The organism is Winogradskya consettensis, assembly GCF_018332715.1.
GTDB lineage: Bacteria > Actinomycetota > Actinomycetes > Mycobacteriales > Micromonosporaceae > Actinoplanes > Actinoplanes consettensis.
Genome location: NZ_BOQP01000021.1, coordinates 1 through 20,148, shown reverse-complemented (window position 1 = coordinate 20,148; position 20,148 = coordinate 1). Strand labels below are relative to the sequence as shown.

Genomic DNA, 20,148 nt, shown 5'->3' with positions numbered 1-20,148 from the left:
CGCTTGCTACGGTCCGGCCATGGCACCTGTACTGGACATCGTCGCACTTCGCAGCCTGATCGGCGTCGCCGACTGCGGCGGCTTCCACCGCGCCGCCGAGGTCCTGCGGATCAGCCAGCCCGCGGTCAGTCAGCACGTCCGCCGCCTCGAGAAGGCCGTCGGCCGGCCCCTGGTCACCAAACAGGGCCGCCGCACCTCGTTCACCCCCGACGGCCAGGCCCTCATCGCCGAGGCCCGCCGCATCCTCACCGCCCACGACGACGCCCTGCGCCGCCTCGCCGGCCCGTCGCAGGCCACGTTCACCGTCGGCACCACCGAACACGCCGCCGACCTGATCCTGCCCATCGTCACCGCCGCGCTCACGGCCACCCACCCCGGCAGCGCGGTCCGCTTCCGCATCGACCGCACGGCCCGCCTCGACGAAGCCGTCGCCCGCGGCACCCTCGACCTGGCCGTCACGATGGCCGAGGTCTCGTCCGCCCCCGCGGCCCCGGTCGGCGCACTGGGCCTCTCCTGGTACGCCGCCCCCGGCTGGACCGCCCCGCCCGCCGGTGAACCCTGGCCGGTCGTCGCGATCGAGGACCCCTGCCTCCTGCGCCGCCGCGCCCTCGACGCCCTCACCGGCCGCGGCCTCAACCCGTTCGTCGTCTGCGACACCGGCTACGCCGCAGGCGTCACCGACGCGGTCCGCGCGGGCCTCGGCGTGGCCCTGCTCGCCGACACCGGCACCGCCCCGGCAGGTCTCGCCCCCCCGCCCGGACCTGCCCCCGGTCGCCCCGGCCGCCCTCGGCCTCAACACCCGCCACGGCACCGACTCCACGCTCTCCGAAACGGTGGCCGCCGCCCTGCGCGCAACACTGGCCTGATGGCCTTCCTCGACACCGCCACCCGCCTGATCGCCGTCCGATCCACCGCGGACCGGCCCGCGGAGCTCCTCGAAGCCCTCGACCTGGTCCTGGAGGAGGTCGGCCCCGGCTTCACCGTCGAACGCTTCCTCTCCAACGGCAAACCCAGCGCCCTGGTGTACGCGGGTACGTCGCGCCCGCATTTCCACATCGTCCTCAACGCCCACCTCGACGTCGTCCCCGGCACTGATCCGCAGTTCTCGCCCGCCGTGGTCGACGACCGCCTGTACGGGCGGGGCACGCACGACATGAAACTCGCCGCCCTCGTCATGGCCCAGGTCTTCCGCTCGGTGGCCCGCTCGGTTCGCTACCCACTGGGCCTGCAACTGGTCACCGACGAGGAGGTCGGCGGCTACGACGGCACCGCCCACCAGATCGACTCCGGAGTCACCGCGGACTTCGTCGTGATCGGCGAGCAGAGCGCGCTACGCATCGTGACGGACTCCAAAGGCATCCTCCAGGTACGCGTCCACTCCGCCGGAGTCGCCGCGCACGCCGCGTACCCGTGGCTTGGAGAGAACGCCCTGCTGAACCTGACCGCCGGCCTCGACCGCATCCTGGCCCACTACCCGGTCCCGTCCGCAGAAGCCTGGACCACCACGGTCACCGTCGCCCGCATCGAAACGTCGAACCGCGCCACGAACCAGGTCCCGTCCGACGCCACCGCCTGGCTCGACATCCGCTTCCCACCCGAAGACACCGCCATCAACGGCCGCACGGCTGCCGCGGTGGCAACCCACCTCTCCGACCTGGCGGGCCTCCCGGTCACGGTGGACAGCTTCGGCCCACCCCACCACGCCTCCCAGTCCTCACCGTTCGTGTCAGCACTCCGCGAAGCTGCGGTGTCAGTCGGCTACACCGGCGACTTCCTCCGCAAACACGGCGCAGCAGACGGCCGCTTCTACTACGCCGCGGGCACGGACGCAGTCATCTTCGGCCCCGGCGGCGACGGCCAGCACGGCCCCACCGAATACGCCGACCTCGCCACCATCGAGCCGTACCGCCAAGCCCTCACCGCGTTTCTGCAGTCCCTGTAACTAACCTTCCTTGAACATCTCCGCCACATCCTTGGCGAGCATGGCCAGCACGATTTCAGCTTCGTGCTCCGGGAGTTCCGCGAGACTCCTTCCTCGCGGATTGGCAGCCTGGAAGCGATTCAGCTGAGGTATGTGGGCGAAGGCGCTCGGTCGTACCAGCAGCGGAATGATCCGGCAGCCGCCCGTCTCGGCTGCGGCATACAGCCGTGGCAGCTCCTCGCGCTTCACGAATGGCGAGGCGATCATGTCCGCGCTGACCAGCAGGATGGCGACCGCAGTACGGTGCAGAGCTGTTGCGATTTCGTCTTCCCAGAGCTCGCCGGGAGCAATGCGTTCGTCAGACCAGATATCGACCCGGCCGGACCACGGATCGAGATGCTTGGTGACACGGTCGAGCCACTTCTTGTCTTCTCGGCTGTAGCAGATGAATACCTGGTCGCGGGCGGTTTGCGGCTTCTTGCCGGCCCGCTCGAGCAGGGCGTCTCGGCCAAGATGGCGCAGGTAGAAAAGGAACTGCGGGTCGTCGGCGATCAGCCGCCGACCGGCGCGGTCGAGGAACAGATGCTGTGCGATCTGCTCATCGGCCGACAATGCTTCCGCCACTTCGGACAAGAAGACTCTTGTGACGGTTGCTCGGAGCCGAGGATCGTTCCGGAGGTCGTCGAGGCGAAGAATGCCGTCGTCAGTGCCGGCAAGCCGGAGGAGCAAATCGATACAGACGGTCTGGTCCTCACCATCGAGTTGAGTGAAGCGGTGCACCGTTGTCTCGTACTTCAACCGGAGTGCACCGAAGACTTCGGCCCGGGCATCAGCAAGATCACCATCGATGATCCGCCGGCGCTCGACGGTGCTGCTCACGTTGGCCATCCCGGCAAGTTGGTTGCAGAGCGTCTGCGCGGTCAGGAGGCTCCCGGCCGCGCTGACGGCGATCTCTTCCCTGATCGTGAACTGAATGTTCAGTGCCGCTTCACCCTTTGCGATCATCTGGAGAATGACCGACGCCGAGACCGGTGCAGGCCGGAAGACGCGAATCCGGTTCGCAAGATCGGGCGGGATCGGCACCAAGTCGCCGGCGGCATGAGGGATGCCGACGAGTACCAGTTTTGCGGTTGATTCGCCGTCGGCCAGCGCCTTCGCATAGTTCACCAGCATCGTGCGCGTCGCGGCGGCCAGGCGGTGGAAGTCGTCGACGGCGACGACTCCCTGGTGTCCGTCCGCCAGCTTCTGGATCGCTTCGGCGTCACGCTGATTGCTTGCTTGAAGGATCCGCATCGGCTCCCGGAGGTCGGAGCGCGCCGCTGCTTGGCGGAGCAGGGTCGTCTTGCCGATGCCCGAGGGGCCTTCGATGATGACGCCGATGCCGGGCTGACGGAGTGCGAGCTGTAGTTTCTTGAACGTCTCCGGTTCCACGAAGGTCAACTGCGGTACTCCTGCGGGGAGAAACACCTCCTCCAGGCGTACGAGGTCACCATGTGGACGGTGGATCGCCTCCGGTTCTGGGCCCGGGGCCGAAAGGGCTTTCGCGAGAAGCCGCACGCCCTCGACGACCTGTTTGATCGTCTCGTCCCTGCTGTCATGAGCGGAGATCGGCCGGCCGCCGGGAGGCAGCGGTGTCATCCTGCCGAACCAGCCGTTCTCCCACGCCGCGTGCCGAGCGATGACAGGTACGATTCCGTGCCGGCGTTCCTCGTGACGCCGCCGGATTTCCTGCATCTCGACGCTCTGCAGATAACCGGACGACAGCAGGCCGGGGGTGACGACGACCAAGGTCAGGTCACCACCGAGAACGTCGAGCCGAGGTGACTGAAGATCACCGGTCGCGGTCGAGAAGAGCGTCGGCAACCACGCCATGTCGGGGCGATTCAGAGCCTCGAAGAGCAGCTCGGCATACATCACGTCGTCCGGAGCATGCATGATCGAAAGTCGGTGGACAGGCTCGAGCGGAGCCGCGACCGCCTCGTCGGTGCCCGGAAACCTCGGCAACTCGTCTCGGGGAAGGTCTCCCGTGACCGTCTGGATCAGCTTCCGGCGTGCGTCGTCCGGCCCGAGCCCGTTGACGTCGACAAGAGCAACGGATACAAACTGCGGTGGCAGGTTTTGAGCGTCCACTCTGACGACGGTCAGACCGGTTTCCCCGACAAGAGGGCTGTTCCACTCCGCAGAGGAACCCGCGGAGCGGTAGAGATTCGCTGACGCGATCAGCAACACCCGGACGCCGGGCTCGATGGATTTCTGTAACCGAGAGATGAAATTGTCGCCGGCTCTGACCTCCCAGGCATCGAGCGTGACGCGACAACCGGCTGTCTCCAAATGCCACGCCGCCCACTGTGCCCAGGCCCGGTCGGAAGCCACGTAAGTCACCACAATGGAGGGCGCAAGTCGTCGTGGCGACAGGAGCTCCAGCGCCGTGGCTGATAGATTGCCGATCCGTTCCTGCCAGCGACGACGCAGTACGTCGGCGGTTTGCCTGTCTGTATAGATGTCGGTAATTGTCAAGATGTTGGCCGCGTACCGGGCCTGGCGGACCGGCCGGGCCAGTGACTGCGGCACGTATTGCTCAAAGCGGCTTCCGGCACCGTGCTCGGCGGCGTCGAACCAATTGGTGAGCACCGCGACCAGGTTCTCCGGGTTCCCGGAACGAGACGCCGCGAAGGAGATCAGGAAGTCCAGGGCGGTTCTGCGGGTATGCAGGAGCTCGAAAGAGAGCAGCGCATACGGTGATTGAGCGTCCGGTTGATATCGGCGTGCCGAGTGGTGCCGCCAGCCTTCCGCAGCTTCGGCAAGAGACTCATGGATCGTCAGGGCCACCAGATAGTCACGCAGGGACACGTGGAGGAATTGGTAGGTCCGTGAGGCTACGGCGCTTCGGTTGTCGTGGGTGCCGACGCTGAAGAAGAACCGTCCGGTCAACGACGCAGCTTGATCGAGGAGGCGTCCGAAACCCGGGTAACCGGGTGCAGGTGGTGCGGGTGACAACGCGCTCAGGTCGGTGTTGATTTCGTCCTCGGTTGCCCAGTCGCGGCCGCGGTTGAAGGCAGCGAAGGCAACCATGGAGAGCCGGTACATCTCTGTGGATACGGCTCGGTGGTCGTCCTGCACGGCTCCTGACGCGCCGCCAGACGCAAGCTCCCTGCGCACGAAGCTCTGAATCAGCCAGTCGTAAGACGCGGCTACCTCGCCGGTCGGCGCCGGTAGTTCTCCGTGGGCGGCGTTCATGGCCAGCATCGTCAGGATCAACGGGGTACGCGCGAGCTCGCCGTACCGGGTCACCTCGGGCATCGTCAGCGGTCGGTACCGGCGTGCGCCGATGGTGGAGAGGCTGGCGGTGTTCCAAGCTGAGAGCCATGAGGCGATCTTGTCGTCAGAGAAAGGATCCAGTCTCAAGACGAGAGAGTGAGCCGGAACTCGCACGTGAGAAGCCATTACCGTGCGGCTGGTGACGATCACCGCGACGGGTCTGCCTGCGTCGTGCTCAGTCTGCTGAAACTGAGCGATGTCCACCAGGTAGTCCGATCTGGCTGCACCGGTTGCCTGCATCATCTCGTCGAGGCCGTCGACGAGGATCACCGGCAGGGTACCTCCCGTCTGCTCGATCAGATGTAGCCAGGTCACCGGCCCGTACGCTGTCGCTGCCAGGCTCTGCTCGATCTGTGCGAGCACCGTAGCGCTCGGGTCGACTGCCCGGAGCGGCACGCGGATGACCGTGTACCCACCCGGCGGGAGCCACACGGCGATCATGGTGAGCAGCGCCGACTTACCTGCTCCGGGGCCACCCAGCACCAGGGTTGGCTGCCTGGTGGCGCCTGGGGAGCGTAGGTGGTTGGTAACGATGCTCTCGAGATCATCCAAAGGTGGAGCCCTGCGCCACCACTTTTCCTCAGAGATCCGCGACCGGCCATCGGTGCGCTCCGCCCGGTAGCCGGGCACGATGAAGGTAGCGGCGAGAGGAGGAAAGGCGTTGTCTCCATCTTGTCCAGCGGCGGCCTGTGCTCCGACGGGCTCCCAGGCCCGGGCGTTGTTTGCTTGGTGAATGAGCCGTCCCAGGTCCGATACGTGCCGACCGGTGGGCGTTCGTCTCCGGAGGAGAGTGGCCAGATGATCCAGCTCTGTGGCTCGGTGATCAATGTGTAACCAGACCACGAGCTCAGGGACAGTGGTGCTGACGTCCAGGTAGTGCGCGAGATAGCGTCTACTCGCATTGGCCGCGACAGCCGTGGCGTCGAAAAATGGGTAGCCGGTGAGACCGCCGAAGAGGGGCTGGGTGCGGCCTGCCAACTCGGCCAGCCATCCGGTCACAGCGCTGGCGTTCTCCGCGAATCCCCGGGTGATCGAAGGCGCGGGTACCTCAGCCCGGTGCAGGAAACCCCGCAATTGCTGCAGCTCACTCTTGCCCGGGACCGAAAGCCTGCGCCGGTACTCATCGGCGAGCAGGCGGCCTCCCGCACCACCTGCCAGCGCCTCGAAGAAGGAGGCTGCCGCGATGACGGTGTGAGCCGAGGTCACGAGCCGGTGACGCCGGGCCCCGCGTGCCGCCGATACCACATTCGGCAAACCGGCAATCGCAGCCGTCAGTGAGGTGGTCGTGCTGTTGCCCGGTTCCAGCCAGCCGAGAAGCGTATCCCGGATCGTGACGTGCGCGGGGGGTCCCGCGTGGCCGTACGACCCGATGACGGGCTCGCCTAGGACGGTGTCGAGTCGGTCTATACCGGGCAGCCCTGCGTCACCGAGGATCTGCAGCGCTCCGAGGAGGGTCAGGGACGGTTCGGGTCGCACGCCGACGAGGGTAACGGTGTGGAGGTCATGATCGCTGGTCCTGCATGCACCCACGTCAGTCCCGTTCGTCTCGACGATGCCCGCGGACCGCAGCCCGACCAGGTTCTTAGGCGGTTGTTAAGCCGGCATTTGTAGCATCGTCGGCACCGAGGCAGGGAGATTGTCCATGGTCAGGTGGCATCGTGCCTTCGTTGCGACTGTGTTCCTCGTTGTGGTCTCCATGTTCTGGACATTTGCTCCTTTCGTCGGCGTCCCTGCCCGGGCGGCCGGGGACGAGGCTGCCAACGTCAAGATCCAGAATCTGGAGAGCCGGCTGTGTCTGACGCCGGCCGGGAGCAGTGGGGCGCTCAACGCCACGATCGTGCAGTACCTGTGCCAGGCGGATCCGTCGCGGTCGTACACGATCCATTTCGACAGTGCGCGGCAGAGCTACCAGATCTGGAACATGAAGAACGACCTTTGCCTGTCGCCCGCAGGTGGCAGCGTCGGCCTCAACGTCGTCATCGTGCAGTACACCTGCGACAGCGATTGGGCCCGGCACTGGTACGTCGTCAAGCAGGCGGGGATCTGGTCGCTGCGGAATGCCAAGAGCGGTTTGTGCCTCTCGCCCGCGGGTGGCAGCACCGCGCTGAACGCGACCATCGTCCAGTACTACTGCGACGGGAACCGGTCCCGCACCTGGGACTGGTACACCGCGGAGGTCTACCAGAACCTGAACGCCGGTCATCTGTGCGTCACGATCGCGGGCGGGAGCACTGCCCCCAACGCGCAGGCGGTCACCTACACCTGTGACGGCCAGCCCGCGCGGTTGTGGAAGTGGATGCCCACCCCTGACCCGAACGTCTTTCATATCATGAACGTGAGCACCGGCTTCTGTCTGTCCCCGGCCGGCGGCAACAGACGCCCGGGGGTCCCGATCGTCCAGTACTACTGCGACGGTCAGCCGGGCCGTCAGTGGGCAAGGGGCGAACTCGGTGGCCGCTACAGCATCCTCAACTCCGGCGGCTTCTGCCTCGCCGCGGCCAACGACGGCACCGGCCTCAACAATGCCCTCAACCTCGAGGAATGCACCCGCACCCCCTCCCGCACCTGGTCGGTCTACCTCGGCTGAGACATGCGGCGGGTGAGTTCGGCGAGGCGGTGCTGCTGGACGGCGGTGGCCTGGCCGACGACGAAGCGGCCCAGCAGGGGCGGGTAGGTGACGTGGATGGTTTCCGTCAGGTCCGTGCCTTCGGGGACCGGGGTCAGGTCGACGGTGGAGATGAGGTGGACGCGGGCGGGGCTGCGGACGTCGCTGACGATGCGGGTTTCCGGGGCCTGGAAGGTCATGGTGACGGCGATGGGGTTGTCCCATGTGAACACTCCGTAGCGGAAGCGTTCCACTGCGGTGTAGGCGACGCCGCCGGGGTGGGGGCGTACGTCCCGGATGTCGACCAGGAGGGGTGACAGGCCGAGGTAGCTCTGCGGATCGCTCAGGTGGGCGTAGATCTTCGCAGGTGGGGCCGATATCCGGGCTGTTCGGGAGAGGGTCTGGGACGGCATGGCCACGGGGTCCTTTCGTGTTACCAACCTGTGGGGAACCTTTACTGGGAAATTGCTTTGAACCGCTGCGGTGATCGTTTCGTACTGATGGCTGTCGACGACGTTTTGTCAGGGCATCTTGGGACGAAAGGCCGAGCATGAGTCGTGTTCACTACGGCAAGCGGGGCACCAGCCGCTTGTCGCGCCGCCGGGTACTTGCCATTGCCGCCACCGCGGGCGTCGGGGTTTCCGTCGCCGGTGTCGCCGGGCTGAGCATGGCCGGTGAGCGGGAGAACGCGGGCGCCGACAGCGAGCCGTTGGTGCTGTCTCTGCGGGACGCCAAGAAGGGCACGTTCGATGTGTTCTCCGGGGGGTCGAAGGTCACCATCACCGATGCTGACCTGGCAAAGAAGATTCTCAAAGCCGTCAAGCGCTGACCAGGAAGGCTGACGATGTCCTCGCACCGCGAAGCACCGGAAATCTCCAAGGACCCGGTCGCCGACAGCGCCGACCTGTACGCGTTCGTGAGCCCGGACGACCATGACACGGTCACCCTGATCGCGAACTACGTGCCGCTGCAGCTGCCGTCGAGCGGCCCGAACTTCTTCGAGTTCGGCGATGACGTGCTCTATGAGATCCACGTCGACAAGAACGGTGACGGGCGGCCGGATCTGACGTACCAGTTCCGGTTCCGGACCGAGCTGCGTAACGACCGGACGTTTCTTTACAACACCGGCCCGATCGAGTCGCTGGACAGTGAGAACTGGAACCGGCGGCAGTTCTACTCGGTGACCCGGGTGGATTCCAGTGGTAAGCACACCGTGCTCGCCGAGAAGCTGCCGTGCCCGCCGTGCAATGTCGGGCCGCTGTCGATCGCGGATTACGGCAAGCTGGCCGACGACGCCGTGCACAAGCTCAAGGATGGCGAGAAGGTCTTCGCCGGGCAGCGCGCCGATCCGTTCTTCGTCGACCTCGGTGCCATTTTCGACCTGGGCACGCTGCGTCCGTTCCAGGACAAGCACCTCGTCGGGCAGAAGCTGTTCAACTATGCGGGCAAGGCGGTCAACGCCACCGACCAGATGAACGTGCACAGTATCGCCATCCAGGTGCCGCTGCACATGGTGCGCAAGGACGGCAAGAAGAAGGTCCGTGGCCGTGACCCGGGTGCGGTCATCGGTGTGTGGACGGCGGCCAGCCGCCGGCAGGTGCAGGTCCGGCACGGCGACAAGAACAACGACGACGTGTACGTCGGCCCGCAGGTGCAGGTGTCCCGGCTCGGCAACCCGCTGTTCAACGAGGTCATCGTGCCGATGGCGCAGAAGGACCTGTGGAACAGCCTGCCGCCGAGCGAGGACAAGCGGTTCGCGGAGTTCGTCGAGCAGCCGGAGCTGGGGGCGCTGCTCCCGGTGCTCTACCCCGGACTGTTCGACAACCTGGCGGAGCTGAACAAGGCGAAGACCGCCCGCGCCGACCTGGTCGCGATCCTGCTCACCGGCATCCCGGACGGGCTCATCGACGACTTCCAGAACAACACCGGTGAGACCCAGGCCGACATGCTGCGGCTCAACACCGCCGTGCCGCCGGCCAAGGAGGAGAACGCCTTCGGCCTGCTCGGCGGGGACCTCGCCGGGTTCCCGAACGGGCGCCGCGTCGCCGATGACGTGGTGTCGATCTCGCTGCGGGCGATCGCCGGGGTGACCGTGCCGCTGGTCGACGAGAAGTTCAAGCCGGACGCCGCGGCCGCGCTGGTCGAGCAGGGACTGTCCGCCAAGGACGCCAGCTCGAAGCTGCTCAAGAAGTTCCCGTTCCTGGGCCTGCCGTTCGACGGGTTCAACAACCCCGAGGTGGAGAAGTGAGCGTCGGGGTCCACCACCATCACACGATGGCCCCGTCCGGGCAGGGCACGGTCGTGCTCAACATCGGTGCCGGCATCGGGGCGATGGTCATCCACACCCCCGGTAGCCTGCACGGCCACGAGATCGAGGTCAGCCCGGTGGAGGACGCGGGTACGCGTACGCACGCCGCGGTCCGCGCCCGCTACGTCCGCGACGGTGTCCGCTTCAGCGTGGTCATCGACAGCCTCCCCGCCGGCCGGTACGTCATCTGGCGCGACCCGGTGACCCCGCTCGCCGAGGTCGAGGTGTCCGGTGGCGCCGTCACCGAGCACTCCTGGCCCGATCTGTAACTGCCGGTGAGGCCCCTGTCGGTCTAGGGTGACTGGATGGATACGGCAGGGGCCGCGCGTACGGTTCTTCGTACCGCGGACGTTGACGAGGCACGGGCGTTCTGCCGCCGCATGTTCTACGGCCCGCTCGAGGTCAAGGCGACCGGTGGCCTCGACGGGTTCGCGTTCTCCGGCGACGTCGTCCAGCTCGGCTCGCTGACCGTCGGCGAGATCAGCTACGGCATCGAGATCTGTGTGGCGATCGGCGATCTGCGGACGGCGTACCACGTCCTCGCGCCGTTGACCGGTTCGGTGCAGGTCCTGCACCGGGGGACGTCGACCACCGCCGATCCGGGCCGGGCCGCGGTGTTCCAGCCGGGCAGCGACATCGAACTGCGCTGGTCGGCGGACTGCCGCGTCTACAGTGTCAAGGTCGAACGCCTCGCCTTCGAACGCGAACTGACCGCCCTCGACCCGCCCGATGTGGCCCCGGGTCCGCTGGGGCTGACGTTCGGCCTGGCCGGCGGTCCGGGCCGCAGCTGGATGGCGCTGATCCGCCTCCTGCATACCGAACTGCGCCAGCCGGACGGCCTGTCGGCCCTGCCCCGCCTGCTGACCCGGTGGCGCGACCTCGCGATCAGCGCCCTGGCCTGCGCCGTCGAGCAACGCCACGGTGACGACATCCCCGGCGTCCCGACCGCCCGCCGCCCCCGCCCGGTGAAACGGACCCTCGACGCGATGCACGCCGAACCGGGCCGTGCCTTCACCGCGCACGAGCTTGCCGCGATCGCCGGGGTGGGCGTTCGCGTCCTGCAGGAATCGTTCCGCCGCCACGTCGGTGTCCCACCGCTGACGTACCTGCGGCGATTGCGACTTGAGGGCGTACACGCCGAATTGATCCGGGCCGACAAGGGCCAGGTGAGCGTGAGCGAGGTCGCCCACCGCTGGGGCTTCACCCACCTCGGCCGCTTCGCCGGCTCCTACCGCGACCGCTACGGCCTCACCCCGTCGGAAACGCTCCGCGACCGCACGTAGCCGTTATCAGAAGGACAACCCGATCTCGATCAGGACCGTGAGGTACGCCTCGCCGTCGACAGTCTCGCCGGCGGATGGCGCCTGGATGTCGGCCGGGGTGCCGAAGCCGGAGAAGGCGATCGACATCCCGGAGGCCGCCGGCTGCGTGTCGCTGAGGAACGCGACGCTGGTGAACCTGCCCTGCTCGTCGAGGTCGGCGAGAAAGCCCCGGTTCCGGGGTTCCTCCTCACCGGGGGCCACGGCGACGCTTCCGCGGAAGGAGCGCTCGCCGATCCGGGTGATATCCGTGCCGTGCGCAGCACCGCGCGCCAGAGACCAGGGGAAGTCCGCACCGAAAATATAGGACAGCTCACCGCCGACGGGTACGCGCTGATGAATCCATGTGCCGTAGACGGCCGCGTAGGAGCCGGGCGAGAGGGGCATCGGCGGTTCCTTGGTCAGCCGGATGTAGACGTCATCTCCGATCCGCCGGACCGTCCAGCCGTTGCCGGTGATCTCCCAGTGACCGGTGGCGGGATCGATCAGCCCGGTGTGGTTCGCGGCGTCCAGGGGCTGCTGCGTGCCGTACACGAACGTGAAACGGGCGGGCTGGGTGCCGAGTCGCCCGGCCGCCTCGCTGAGGGCGGTCACCGGATCGGACGGGACCGGCACCGGGGCGCCGGATGCGCCCGATGTGCAAGCGGCGAGGACGAGCACGGTGGCGGTGGCTACCGCCCGGAGGATGGCGTACAAAATATGGACTTCCTCTAAATGATCTCAGGGTGCGCCACTGTAGACGGTCGTGGCCGAGTGTTCGCGACGCGGGTGATTGCGGGGCGTGAGGCCTTCACGCGTTGACCCCCTCTGATCCAATCGGGGGGTGACCGACATCGAGACGCGGCTCGCTGAGCTGGCCGGACTGACCAGGGGGAGCGAGTTGCTCGCCCGGCGGGCGCAGGAGCTGGACACCCGGCTGGCCGAGCAGACCACCGAATTGACCACGCTGCGTGAGCAGCATGCGGACGAGGTCGAGGACATCGACAGCATGTCGATCTCGCGGGTGCTGGCCGCGCTGCGGGGTGACACCGAGAGCCACGTGGCCCGCGAACAGGCCGAGGCGGACGCGGCCGGCTACCGGGTCGCGCAGGCGCAGAGCCGGCTGGCCGCACTGCACGCCGAGCGTCAGGTCGTGGCCGGGCGGTTGCATGCGCTCTCCGGGTTGCCCGCCCGCTACGCGGCCGTTCTTGACGAGAAGGACAGCTATGTACGCGGTACGCGCGGTCCCGGTGCCGCCCGTCTGATGGTGCTGGCGCAGGAGCGGGGGCGGGCCGAGGCGGAGTTGCGCGAGCTGGGGGAGGCCACCGCCGCGGCGGACGTCGCCCTCGGTGCACTCACGGAGGTACGCCGTCAGCTCGAGCGTGTCTCCGACCTGCAGGCGGCGAACAACTGGACGGGCGGCGCGACGTTGCTGAACAAGCCCGGCTGGGTCGACGCCGCGGCCTGGGCAGCCGTGCACGCCGACCGGTGCCTGGCCGTCCTGCACACTGAGCTCGCCGACGTGGGGCTGGCCCGGCCGCTCGGACACGCGTACGCCGTGGTCCAGCCGATCGGTGTCCTGAACGGTTTCCTGGAGAACTACTTCACCCGTAATTCGGTGCGGCGGGAACGCATCAACCACGCGCGGCGCAGCGTCGACAAGTCGGCCGGGCTCGTCGCCGAGGTCCGCCGCGAGACCACCGAGCGCTACGGCCTGGTCCGCACCCGCTGGACCACGATCATGCGCGAACGCCACGCCCTGCTGACCGGCACTCAGTCCTCTTAGTCGTACCACGGAAGGTCGAGGTCGCGCACGGGCCGCAGTGCTGAGCGATGGTTGGCGCCCAGGGTGACGAACTGACCGTCCGGGTCGCCGGTGCGGTCGGCGGCGACGATCAGACCGGCGCCCGCGTAGAGGCGTGCGGGGCCGCCGATCCAGCTCGCCGGGCCGAGGGGTACGCGGCGCAGCGGGGCGGCCAGGCGGGCGAGTTCGTCGTCCGACAGGAATCCGGAGGCGGTCACCGGGGACGTGAACGACGCCTCGAACAGCACGAACTGCAGCAGCACGCCACTGAGCGTCTCGATCTCGCCGCGTACCGACGGGTCGGGGTCGCCGGCCTGATACTCCAAGACGAACGCGCCCTGGTTCTCGTCGGCAAACGTCACCCAGCCGTTGTCCGTGGTGAGTTCGGAGGGCGGCCGTAGGAAGTTCTGCACGCCGAGGACGCTCTTGCGGCCCTCGGCGGCCTCGTAGAGCGCGCGGAGCGGCCCGGGCGCGTCCGGCGGCGGGACGTAGGGGACCGGGCCGGCCGGGGTGCCCGCGTGCCAGGCGGCGATGAAGGTACGCAGGGCGGCGGCGCGGTCGGTGCGGATCAGGTCGAGCCAGGTGATCGCGGGGTGCACTGCGGATTCTTACCACTCACGGTCCCCGTTAACGTTAACGGGGTGAGGGGACTGGTGGCGCTGGCGGCCGGGAGTTTCGGGATCGGGCTGACCGAGTTCGTGATCGCGGGGCTGCTGCCGCAGGTGAGTGAGGATCTGCGGGTCACGGAGGCTACGGCCGGGTGGCTCATTTCCGGGTACGCGCTGGTCGTCGCCGTCGGTGCGATCGTGCTGACGGCGGTGACCGGGCGGATCAACCGCAAGGCCGTGCTGATCGGGCTGGTGACGCTGTTCGTCGCCGGGAACCTGCTGACCGCGGTGGCGCCGACGTTCGCCGTGGCGCTGCTCGGCCGGGTCGTCGCCGCGCTGTGCCACGGTTCGTTCTTCGGCATCGGGTCACTGGTCGCGCGCAGGCTGGTGCCACCGTCGCAGGCCTCGCGGGCTGTCGCGGTGATGTTCTCCGGGCTGACCGTCGCCAACGTCCTCGGGGTGCCGTTCGGTGCGCTGGTCGGCGAGCGGTGGGGGTGGCGGGCCACGTTCTGGGGGATCGCCGCGATCGGGGTGCTGGCCGTGGCCGCCCTCGCGGTGTGGGTGCCCGCGTCCGCCGGTGAGGTCTCGCGTACTGGCCGGGTGGCGGGGGCCTTCCGGTCCCGGCAGGTGTGGCTCACCCTCACTGCCGCAGCCCTCGGGTACGGCGGGATGTTCGGGGCCTTCAGCTACATCGCCTACACGTTCACCGAGGTCACGGGCTTCTCCGCCGCCGACGTCGCCTGGCTGCTCGTCGTCTTCGGCGCCGGCCTGGTGACCGGCAACCTGCTCGGTGGGCGGGCTGCCGACCGCAACCGGGACCGTACGCTGATCGTGGCCCTGGCAGCGCTGGCCGCCACCCTTGTGGCGTTCGGGCTCCTGGCCGGGAGCCGGGTCGCGGCCGTGTCACTGATCTTCCTGACCGGCCTGTTCGGCTTCGCCACCGTCCCCGGCATGATCACCCGCGTCACCGACGCCGCCGGCGGCACACCCCTCGCCGCCAGCGCCAACGTCTCCGCCTCGAACGTCGGCAACGCCCTCGGCGCCTGGCTCGGTGGCCTCACGATCAGCGCGGGCCTGGGCTACACGTCGCCCCTCTACGTGGGCGCCGCCCTGGTCACCGTCGCCCTCGCGGTCATGCTCAGTTCTTGACCGTACGGTCCAGCATGGTTATTGTGGACCGCACGGTAAACAACTTCCGAGGGAGAATTCGTGGGTCAGCTGGACGGCAGGACAGCCCTGGTCACCGGGGGCAGCACGGGCATCGGACTGGCCACCGCGCAGCGCTTCGTCGCGGAGGGGGCCCGCGTCTGGATCACCGGCCGCCGCCAGGCCGAGCTCGACGCCGCAGCAGCCCTGCTCGGCGACAAGGCGACAGCGGTCCGCAGTGACGTCTCCCGCCTGGACGACCTCGACCGGCTGTTCGCCCGCATCCGCGACGGCGGCACCGGCCTGGACATCGTGTTCGCCAACGCAGGCGGAGGCAGCGCGCTCGCGACCATCGACGCGCTCACCCCGGAGAATTTCGACCGGACCTTCGCCATCAACGTACGCGGCACGGTCTTCACGGTGCAGAAGGCGCTCCCGCTGCTGGCCGACGGTGGCAGCATCGTGATCACCGGCTCCAGCAGCGCCAGCCGCGGCAACGCCGGGTTCGGCGACTACTCCGCGTCCAAGGCGGCCATCCGCCAGTTCGCCCGGACCTGGGCGACGGAGCTGGCGCCCCGACGGATCCGCGTGAACGTCATCGTTCCCGGCCCGACCGACACGCCCGGACTGCGGGGCATCGCCCAGGAGCCCGGTCACGTGCAGCCCCTGTTGGACGCGATGGCCGGCACCGTGCCGCTCGGGCGGGTCGCCCAGCCCGCCGAGATCGCCGCCGCCGTTCTGTTCCTGGCATCGGATCAGTCGAGCTACATGACGGGGAGCGAACTGTTCGCCGACGGCGGTGAGGTCCAGACGTTCGCCGCGGCCTGACGCCGGCCGCCACGGGTCGTCGTGGACCGCGCAGTCAAGAACTGGGTAAAGTGCTCCCATGGCACGACCACGGCAGTTCGACGAGAAGACCGTGCTGGCCGCGGTCCGCGACCAGTTCTGGACGGCCGGTTACGCGGCCACGTCCCTGGAGGATCTGCTCCGCGTCACCGGGCTCGGCAAGGGCAGCCTCTACGCCGCGTTCGGTGATAAGCGCCGGCTGTATCTGCGGGTGCTCGGCGACTACGTCGAAGCCACGCACGGGGCGCTGCGGGCCGTGCTGGCAGACGCTCCGCGGGCGGTCGACGGGCTCCGCCGTTATCTGACCGCCCCCGCCGCGGATCCCACCGGCGCCGGCGCTCTCCGGGGGTGCTTCCTGGCGAACAGCGCCAGCGAAATGGCCGCCGCCGACGCCGACGTGCTGGCGGCGTCCCGCGGCGCGTTCGAGGAGCGGGCCGGCATTCTCGCCGAGGCGGTGGCGAGGGCGCAGCGCGAGGGCGATTTCTCAGCCGATGCCGACCCGCTGCATGCTGCTCGCGCCATCGTGGCCGCGCAGCAGGGCATCGTCTTCATGGGCCGCACCGGCATCGACGTCGCCGAGCTACGGGCCGTCGCCGAAACCCTCGCCGACCAGGTCCTGTCCGCAACTCCCGCCCGCCAGCCCTAGTCGACAGCTCCCGCCGACTAGGTCCTGTCCGCAACTCCCGCCGGCCAGGTTTGCCCGCAGCTCCCGTCGGCCAGGCCTGTCCGCAGCTCCCGTCGGCCGGGGGCCGGAGCTGCAGGCCGTGCTGGCAGAGGGCCGGGAGCTGCGGGCCGTGCCGGTCAGAGCTCTACTGTCTGGCCCTTGCCGATGACGACGATGCCACTGTCGGAGACGGTGTAGCGCTTGCGGTCGCGGTCGAGGTCGACGCCGATCTGGGCGCCTTCGGGGATGACGACGTTCTTGTCGATGATGGCGTTGCGGATGACGGCGCGCCGGCCGACCTGCACGCCCTCCATGAGCACGGAATTCTCCACGTGGGACCAGGAGTTGACCCGGACGTTGGGGGACATCACGCAGCGTTCGACCAGCGATCCGGAGACGACGACGCCGGGGGAGATCATGGATTCGATGGCCCGGCCCTGGCGGTCGTCGTAGCCGTGGACGAACTTCGCCGGCGGCCAGGAGCCGTAGTTGGTGAAGATCGGCCATTCCATGTTGTAGAGGTTGAAGACCGGGAGCGTGGCGATCAGGTCCATGTGGGCGTCGTAGAAGGAGTCCAGGGTGCCCACGTCGCGCCAGTAGCCGCGGTCGCGTTCCGTGCTGCCGGGGACGTCGTTGTCGCGGAAGTCGTAGACGTTGGCCTCGCCCCGCTCGACGAGCATGGGGATGATGTTGCCGCCCATGTCGTGCTTGCTGTCCGGATTCTGCGCGTCCTGGGAGACGGCCTCGCACAGGGCGCGGGTGGTGAAGACGTAGTTGCCCATCGACGCGTAGATCTCGTCGGGGGAGTCGGGGAGGCCCTCGACGTCGACGGGCTTCTCGCGGAAGGCGCTGATGCGCTTGCCGTCGGGGCCGACGTCGATGACGCCGAACTGGTCGGACATGGATTTGGGCTGGCGGATGCCGGCCACGGTGACCGAGGCGCCCGAGGCGATGTGGTCGTTGACCATCTGCTTCGGGTCCATGCGGTAGATGTGGTCGGCGCCGAAGACGATGACGTAGTCCGGGCTCTCGTCGTTGATCAGGTTGAGGCTCTGGTAGATCGCGTCCGCGGAGCCTGCGAACCAGCGCGGGCCGAGCCGCTGCTGGGCCGGGACCGGCGTGACGTAGTTGCCCAGCAGCGTCGACATCCGCCACGTCTTGGTGATGTGACGGTCGAGCGAGTGCGACTTGTACTGGGTCAGCACGACGATCTTGAGATACCCGCCGTTGGCGAGATTCGAGAGGACGAAGTCGATCATGCGGTAGATGCCGCCGAACGGGACGCCGGGCTTGGCCCGGTCCGCGGTGAGGGGCATCAGGCGCTTACCTTCGCCACCAGCCAGAACGATCGCAAGCACCTTGACAGCCATGAACGAGAACCTAACTTTCCTTTGGCGTCCACGCCAGTCGAAAGGCCTAAGCTGCGTCACGTGACCGACTCGCACTCGAAATTTACCGGCGACACTCTCCGCGTCGACCTCATCAGCCGTGAATACCCCCCGGAGGTGTACGGGGGCGCTGGCGTGCACCTGGAGTACCTCGCGCGCGATCTTCGCCCGCTCGCCGACGTGCGTGTGCACTGCTTCGGGGCGCCCCGCGACGAGCCCGGCGTCACGGCGTACCAGACGCCTTCGGGCCTTTCTGGGGCAAACGCCGCACTGCAGACCATGGGTGTCGATCTTGAGATCGCGGCGGGCACCGCCGGCACCGATCTCGTGCACAGCCACACCTGGTACGCGAACTTCGCCGGTCACACCGCGAAGCTGCTGCACGGCGTGCCGCACGTGGTCACCACGCACAGCCTCGAACCGCTGCGCCCGTGGAAGGCCGAGCAGCTCGGCGGCGGCTACGCGCTCTCGTCGTTCTGCGAGCGCACCGCCATCGAGAACGCCGACGCGATCATCGCGGTGTCCGGGGGCATGAAGCGCGACGTGCTGACGGCCTACCCGAGCGTGGACGCCGACCGCATCCACGTGGTCTACAACGGGATCGACACCACGCAGTACGCCCCCGACCGCGGCACCGACGTGATCGAGCGGCTCGGCATCGACCTGAACCGCCCCAGCGTCGTCTTCGTCGGCCGGATCACCCGCCAGAAGGGCCTGCCGTACCTCATGCGGGCCTGCCACGACCTGCCCCCGGAGACGCAGATCGTGCTGCTGGCCGGCGCGCCCGACACGCCCGAGATCGCCGCCGAGGTCGAGGGCCTGGCGATCCAGCTGCGCAACGCCCGCGACGCCAACGGCGTCATCTGGGTCCAGGAGATGCTGCCCAAGCACGAGGTCGTGCAGGTCCTCACGCACGCGACGGTCTTCGTCTGCCCCTCGATCTACGAGCCGATGGGCATCGTGAACCTGGAGGCCATGGCGTGCGAGACGGCCGTCGTGGCGACCGCGACCGGTGGCATCCCGGAGGTCGTGGCCGACGGTGAGACGGGGCTGCTGGTCCCGATCGAGCAGGTCGCCGATGGCACGGGCACGCCGGTCGACCCGGAGCGCTTCGTCGCCGACCTGGCCGCCGCGATGACGACGCTGCTGGCCGACCCCGCGCGGGCCGCGTCGATGGGGCTCGCCGGGCGGCAGCGGGCCGTCGACAAGTTCTCCTGGTCGACGATCGCCGAGGACACGCTGAAGGTCTACCGCTCCGTGCTCTAGGTCTTCTCCAGAATCGCGCGTGCCACCGCGCGTCCGGACAGCCAGGCGGTCTGGACGCGCGGTCTGCCGAACGCGTCACCGGCGAGCCAGACCCGGCCGTCGGTGGCGTAGGGCCCGGTTCCCGGTGCGGGCTGCGCGTAGGTCCAGCGGTGCGTGTGGATCTCGGGCCGCTCGGTGATGCCCAGGAGCTCGCCGACCGCCTTCGAGAGGATCGGGCCGGCCGCTGCCGGGTCGTTCAGGTGCCGCCGCGCCAGCGCCGGGGTGGAGTGCGCGACCAGGACGGGCGCCCGGTCACCGCGCCGGTCACCGTCGTCGAAGATCGTGGCCAGGTCCGGGTGGTCGTTCACGAACGCTGCGTGCAGCTCCTGCCACGTTCTTTGACCGTACGCGAGGACTGCCGCGATCACGGGCTCCCAATGCTGCTCGTTCGCGGCGTCCGCGATGGCAGCCGGGGGGCCGAGTCGCAGGGCCTGGGGGCCGGGCATGGCGAGCACGGTGATCGTCTCCGGGTCGATCGCGGAGATTTCGGACTCAAGCGAAATGTCCAGATCGCGGGCCAGATCTTCGGCGAGGCTGCGGAGGCCTCCCGGCGCCGCCCATCGCGTCGGGCCGGTCGTATCCGACTGACCCGGGAAAACGGTGAACGTGTCCGTCCAGGGGCGCGCGAGACCCCGGGCCCGCCACTGCTCGGCGAGAGTGTGGAAATCGGGGTCGTCGGCGACGAAATATCCTGCGCCGATGTCCGCATGCCGCCCGTCGTAACGCTTGCTGGCCAGCCGCCCACCGACCACACGCCCCCGCTCGGCCACCCGGACCGTCCGCCCGGCCGCGGCCAGCTCTCGCGCACACGACAATCCGGCGATCCCCGCACCCACCACGACGACGTCCATGACGCCGAGCTTAGGCCGTGACCTGTCGTGGCCCGGCTGCGCGCGATTGAGTTGTGCACAATTAAATTGTGCACAATTAAATTGTG

17 protein-coding genes are annotated in these 20,148 nt (G+C 68.4%); 11 read left to right on the top strand and 6 right to left on the bottom strand.

Annotated features, from left to right (window positions below):
- The first annotated feature begins 19 nt into the window (after window positions 1-19).
- Window positions 20-1,942 (top strand): M20/M25/M40 family metallo-hydrolase, encoded by a 1,923-nt coding sequence (locus Aco04nite_RS20225; protein WP_212998805.1) that lies wholly within the window; start codon window positions 20-22, stop codon window positions 1,940-1,942.
- Here the strand turns inward: Aco04nite_RS20225 and Aco04nite_RS20220 are convergent, their stop codons facing one another.
- Window positions 1,943-6,715 (bottom strand): TIR domain-containing protein, encoded by a 4,773-nt coding sequence (locus Aco04nite_RS20220; RefSeq protein ID WP_212998804.1) that lies wholly within the window; start codon window positions 6,713-6,715, stop codon window positions 1,943-1,945. It abuts the gene before it with no gap.
- Window positions 6,716-6,914: 199 nt separating this feature from the next.
- Here Aco04nite_RS20220 and Aco04nite_RS20215 point away from each other — a divergent pair, with 199 nt between their 5' ends.
- The gene (locus Aco04nite_RS20215) at window positions 6,915-7,826 is read left to right on the top strand and encodes an RICIN domain-containing protein (RefSeq protein ID WP_212998803.1); all 912 of its coding nucleotides are present in this window, start codon (window positions 6,915-6,917) and stop codon (window positions 7,824-7,826) included.
- Here the strand turns inward: Aco04nite_RS20215 and Aco04nite_RS20210 are convergent.
- Window positions 7,814-8,257 (bottom strand): SRPBCC family protein, encoded by a 444-nt coding sequence (locus Aco04nite_RS20210; protein WP_212998802.1) that lies wholly within the window; start codon window positions 8,255-8,257, stop codon window positions 7,814-7,816. The two genes, Aco04nite_RS20215 and Aco04nite_RS20210, sit on opposite strands and share 13 nt — an antisense overlap.
- A 137-nt stretch (window positions 8,258-8,394) precedes the next feature.
- On the opposite strand from Aco04nite_RS20210, the gene Aco04nite_RS20205 reads away from it, so the two are divergent.
- The 4 genes from Aco04nite_RS20205 to Aco04nite_RS20190 are packed head-to-tail and all read left to right on the top strand — an operon-like array spanning window position 8,395 to window position 11,435.
- A complete protein-coding gene (locus tag Aco04nite_RS20205) occupies window positions 8,395-8,673 on the top strand; it encodes a hypothetical protein (RefSeq protein ID WP_203835490.1) in 279 nt (92 codons plus the stop codon).
- 15 nt (window positions 8,674-8,688) lie between these two features.
- Window positions 8,689-10,092 carry a DUF4331 domain-containing protein gene (locus Aco04nite_RS20200; RefSeq protein ID WP_212998801.1) on the top strand — a complete coding sequence of 468 codons (1,404 nt, stop codon included), beginning with the start codon at window positions 8,689-8,691 and terminating at the stop codon, window positions 10,090-10,092.
- A complete protein-coding gene (locus tag Aco04nite_RS20195) occupies window positions 10,089-10,421 on the top strand; it encodes a phospholipase (protein WP_212998800.1) in 333 nt (110 codons plus the stop codon). The genes Aco04nite_RS20200 and Aco04nite_RS20195 overlap by 4 nt, the downstream gene beginning before the upstream one ends.
- Window positions 10,422-10,457: 36 nt before the next feature.
- Entirely contained in the window at window positions 10,458-11,435 is a 978-nt protein-coding gene (locus Aco04nite_RS20190) for an AraC family transcriptional regulator (protein ID WP_212998799.1), read from the top strand.
- A gap of 6 nt (window positions 11,436-11,441) precedes the next feature.
- Here Aco04nite_RS20190 and Aco04nite_RS20185 read toward each other — a convergent pair whose 3' ends face one another.
- Entirely contained in the window at window positions 11,442-12,167 is a 726-nt protein-coding gene (locus Aco04nite_RS20185) for a hypothetical protein (protein ID WP_212998798.1), read from the bottom strand.
- A 127-nt stretch (window positions 12,168-12,294) separates the two neighbouring features.
- Between Aco04nite_RS20185 and Aco04nite_RS20180 the strand changes: the two genes are divergently transcribed.
- Window positions 12,295-13,236, top strand: coding sequence for a hypothetical protein (locus Aco04nite_RS20180; protein ID WP_212998797.1), 942 nt, complete (start codon window positions 12,295-12,297; stop codon window positions 13,234-13,236).
- Here the strand turns inward: Aco04nite_RS20180 and Aco04nite_RS20175 are convergent.
- Window positions 13,233-13,853: a hypothetical protein gene (locus Aco04nite_RS20175; protein ID WP_212998796.1), complete on the bottom strand. Its 621-nt coding sequence runs from the start codon at window positions 13,851-13,853 to the stop codon at window positions 13,233-13,235. The two genes, Aco04nite_RS20180 and Aco04nite_RS20175, sit on opposite strands and share 4 nt — an antisense overlap.
- Window positions 13,854-13,895: 42 nt before the next feature.
- Here Aco04nite_RS20175 and Aco04nite_RS20170 point away from each other — a divergent pair, with 42 nt between their 5' ends.
- The 3 genes from Aco04nite_RS20170 to Aco04nite_RS20160 are packed head-to-tail and all read left to right on the top strand — an operon-like array spanning window position 13,896 to window position 16,500.
- Window positions 13,896-15,011, top strand: a complete 1,116-nt coding sequence (locus tag Aco04nite_RS20170) for an MFS transporter (RefSeq protein WP_212998795.1) — start codon at window positions 13,896-13,898, stop codon at window positions 15,009-15,011.
- 60 nt (window positions 15,012-15,071) lie between these two features.
- Window positions 15,072-15,836, top strand: coding sequence for an SDR family NAD(P)-dependent oxidoreductase (locus Aco04nite_RS20165; RefSeq protein WP_212998794.1), 765 nt, complete (start codon window positions 15,072-15,074; stop codon window positions 15,834-15,836).
- Window positions 15,837-15,894: 58 nt separating this feature from the next.
- Window positions 15,895-16,500, top strand: coding sequence for a TetR/AcrR family transcriptional regulator (locus tag Aco04nite_RS20160; protein WP_212998793.1), 606 nt, complete (start codon window positions 15,895-15,897; stop codon window positions 16,498-16,500).
- Between the two features lie 155 nt (window positions 16,501-16,655).
- On the opposite strand, the gene glgC is transcribed toward Aco04nite_RS20160, so the two are convergent.
- Entirely contained in the window at window positions 16,656-17,888 is a 1,233-nt protein-coding gene (gene glgC, locus Aco04nite_RS20155) for a glucose-1-phosphate adenylyltransferase (protein ID WP_212998792.1), read from the bottom strand.
- Window positions 17,889-17,948: 60 nt separating this feature from the next.
- Here glgC and glgA point away from each other — a divergent pair, with 60 nt between their 5' ends.
- Window positions 17,949-19,172 (top strand): glycogen synthase, encoded by a 1,224-nt coding sequence (glgA, locus tag Aco04nite_RS20150; protein WP_212998791.1) that lies wholly within the window; start codon window positions 17,949-17,951, stop codon window positions 19,170-19,172.
- On the opposite strand, the gene Aco04nite_RS20145 is transcribed toward glgA, so the two are convergent.
- Window positions 19,169-20,062, bottom strand: a complete 894-nt coding sequence (locus tag Aco04nite_RS20145) for an NAD(P)/FAD-dependent oxidoreductase (protein ID WP_212998790.1) — start codon at window positions 20,060-20,062, stop codon at window positions 19,169-19,171. The two genes, glgA and Aco04nite_RS20145, sit on opposite strands and share 4 nt — an antisense overlap.
- Between the last annotated feature and the right edge of the window lie 86 nt (window positions 20,063-20,148).

Excerpts from the sequence above, each read along its gene's own strand:
- Aco04nite_RS20190 (WP_212998799.1), top strand. The coding sequence starts at position 10,458 with ATGGATACGGCAGGGGCCGCGCGTACGGTTCTTCGTACCGCGGACGTT.
- glgC (WP_212998792.1), bottom strand. The coding sequence starts at position 17,888 with ATGGCTGTCAAGGTGCTTGCGATCGTTCTGGCTGGTGGCGAAGGTAAG.
- Aco04nite_RS20210 (WP_212998802.1), bottom strand. The coding sequence starts at position 8,257 with ATGCCGTCCCAGACCCTCTCCCGAACAGCCCGGATATCGGCCCCACCT.
- Aco04nite_RS20225 (WP_212998805.1), top strand. The coding sequence starts at position 20 with ATGGCACCTGTACTGGACATCGTCGCACTTCGCAGCCTGATCGGCGTC.
- Aco04nite_RS20145 (WP_212998790.1), bottom strand. The coding sequence starts at position 20,062 with ATGGACGTCGTCGTGGTGGGTGCGGGGATCGCCGGATTGTCGTGTGCG.
- Aco04nite_RS20160 (WP_212998793.1), top strand. The coding sequence starts at position 15,895 with ATGGCACGACCACGGCAGTTCGACGAGAAGACCGTGCTGGCCGCGGTC.
- Aco04nite_RS20205 (WP_203835490.1), top strand. The coding sequence starts at position 8,395 with ATGAGTCGTGTTCACTACGGCAAGCGGGGCACCAGCCGCTTGTCGCGC.
- Aco04nite_RS20200 (WP_212998801.1), top strand. The coding sequence starts at position 8,689 with ATGTCCTCGCACCGCGAAGCACCGGAAATCTCCAAGGACCCGGTCGCC.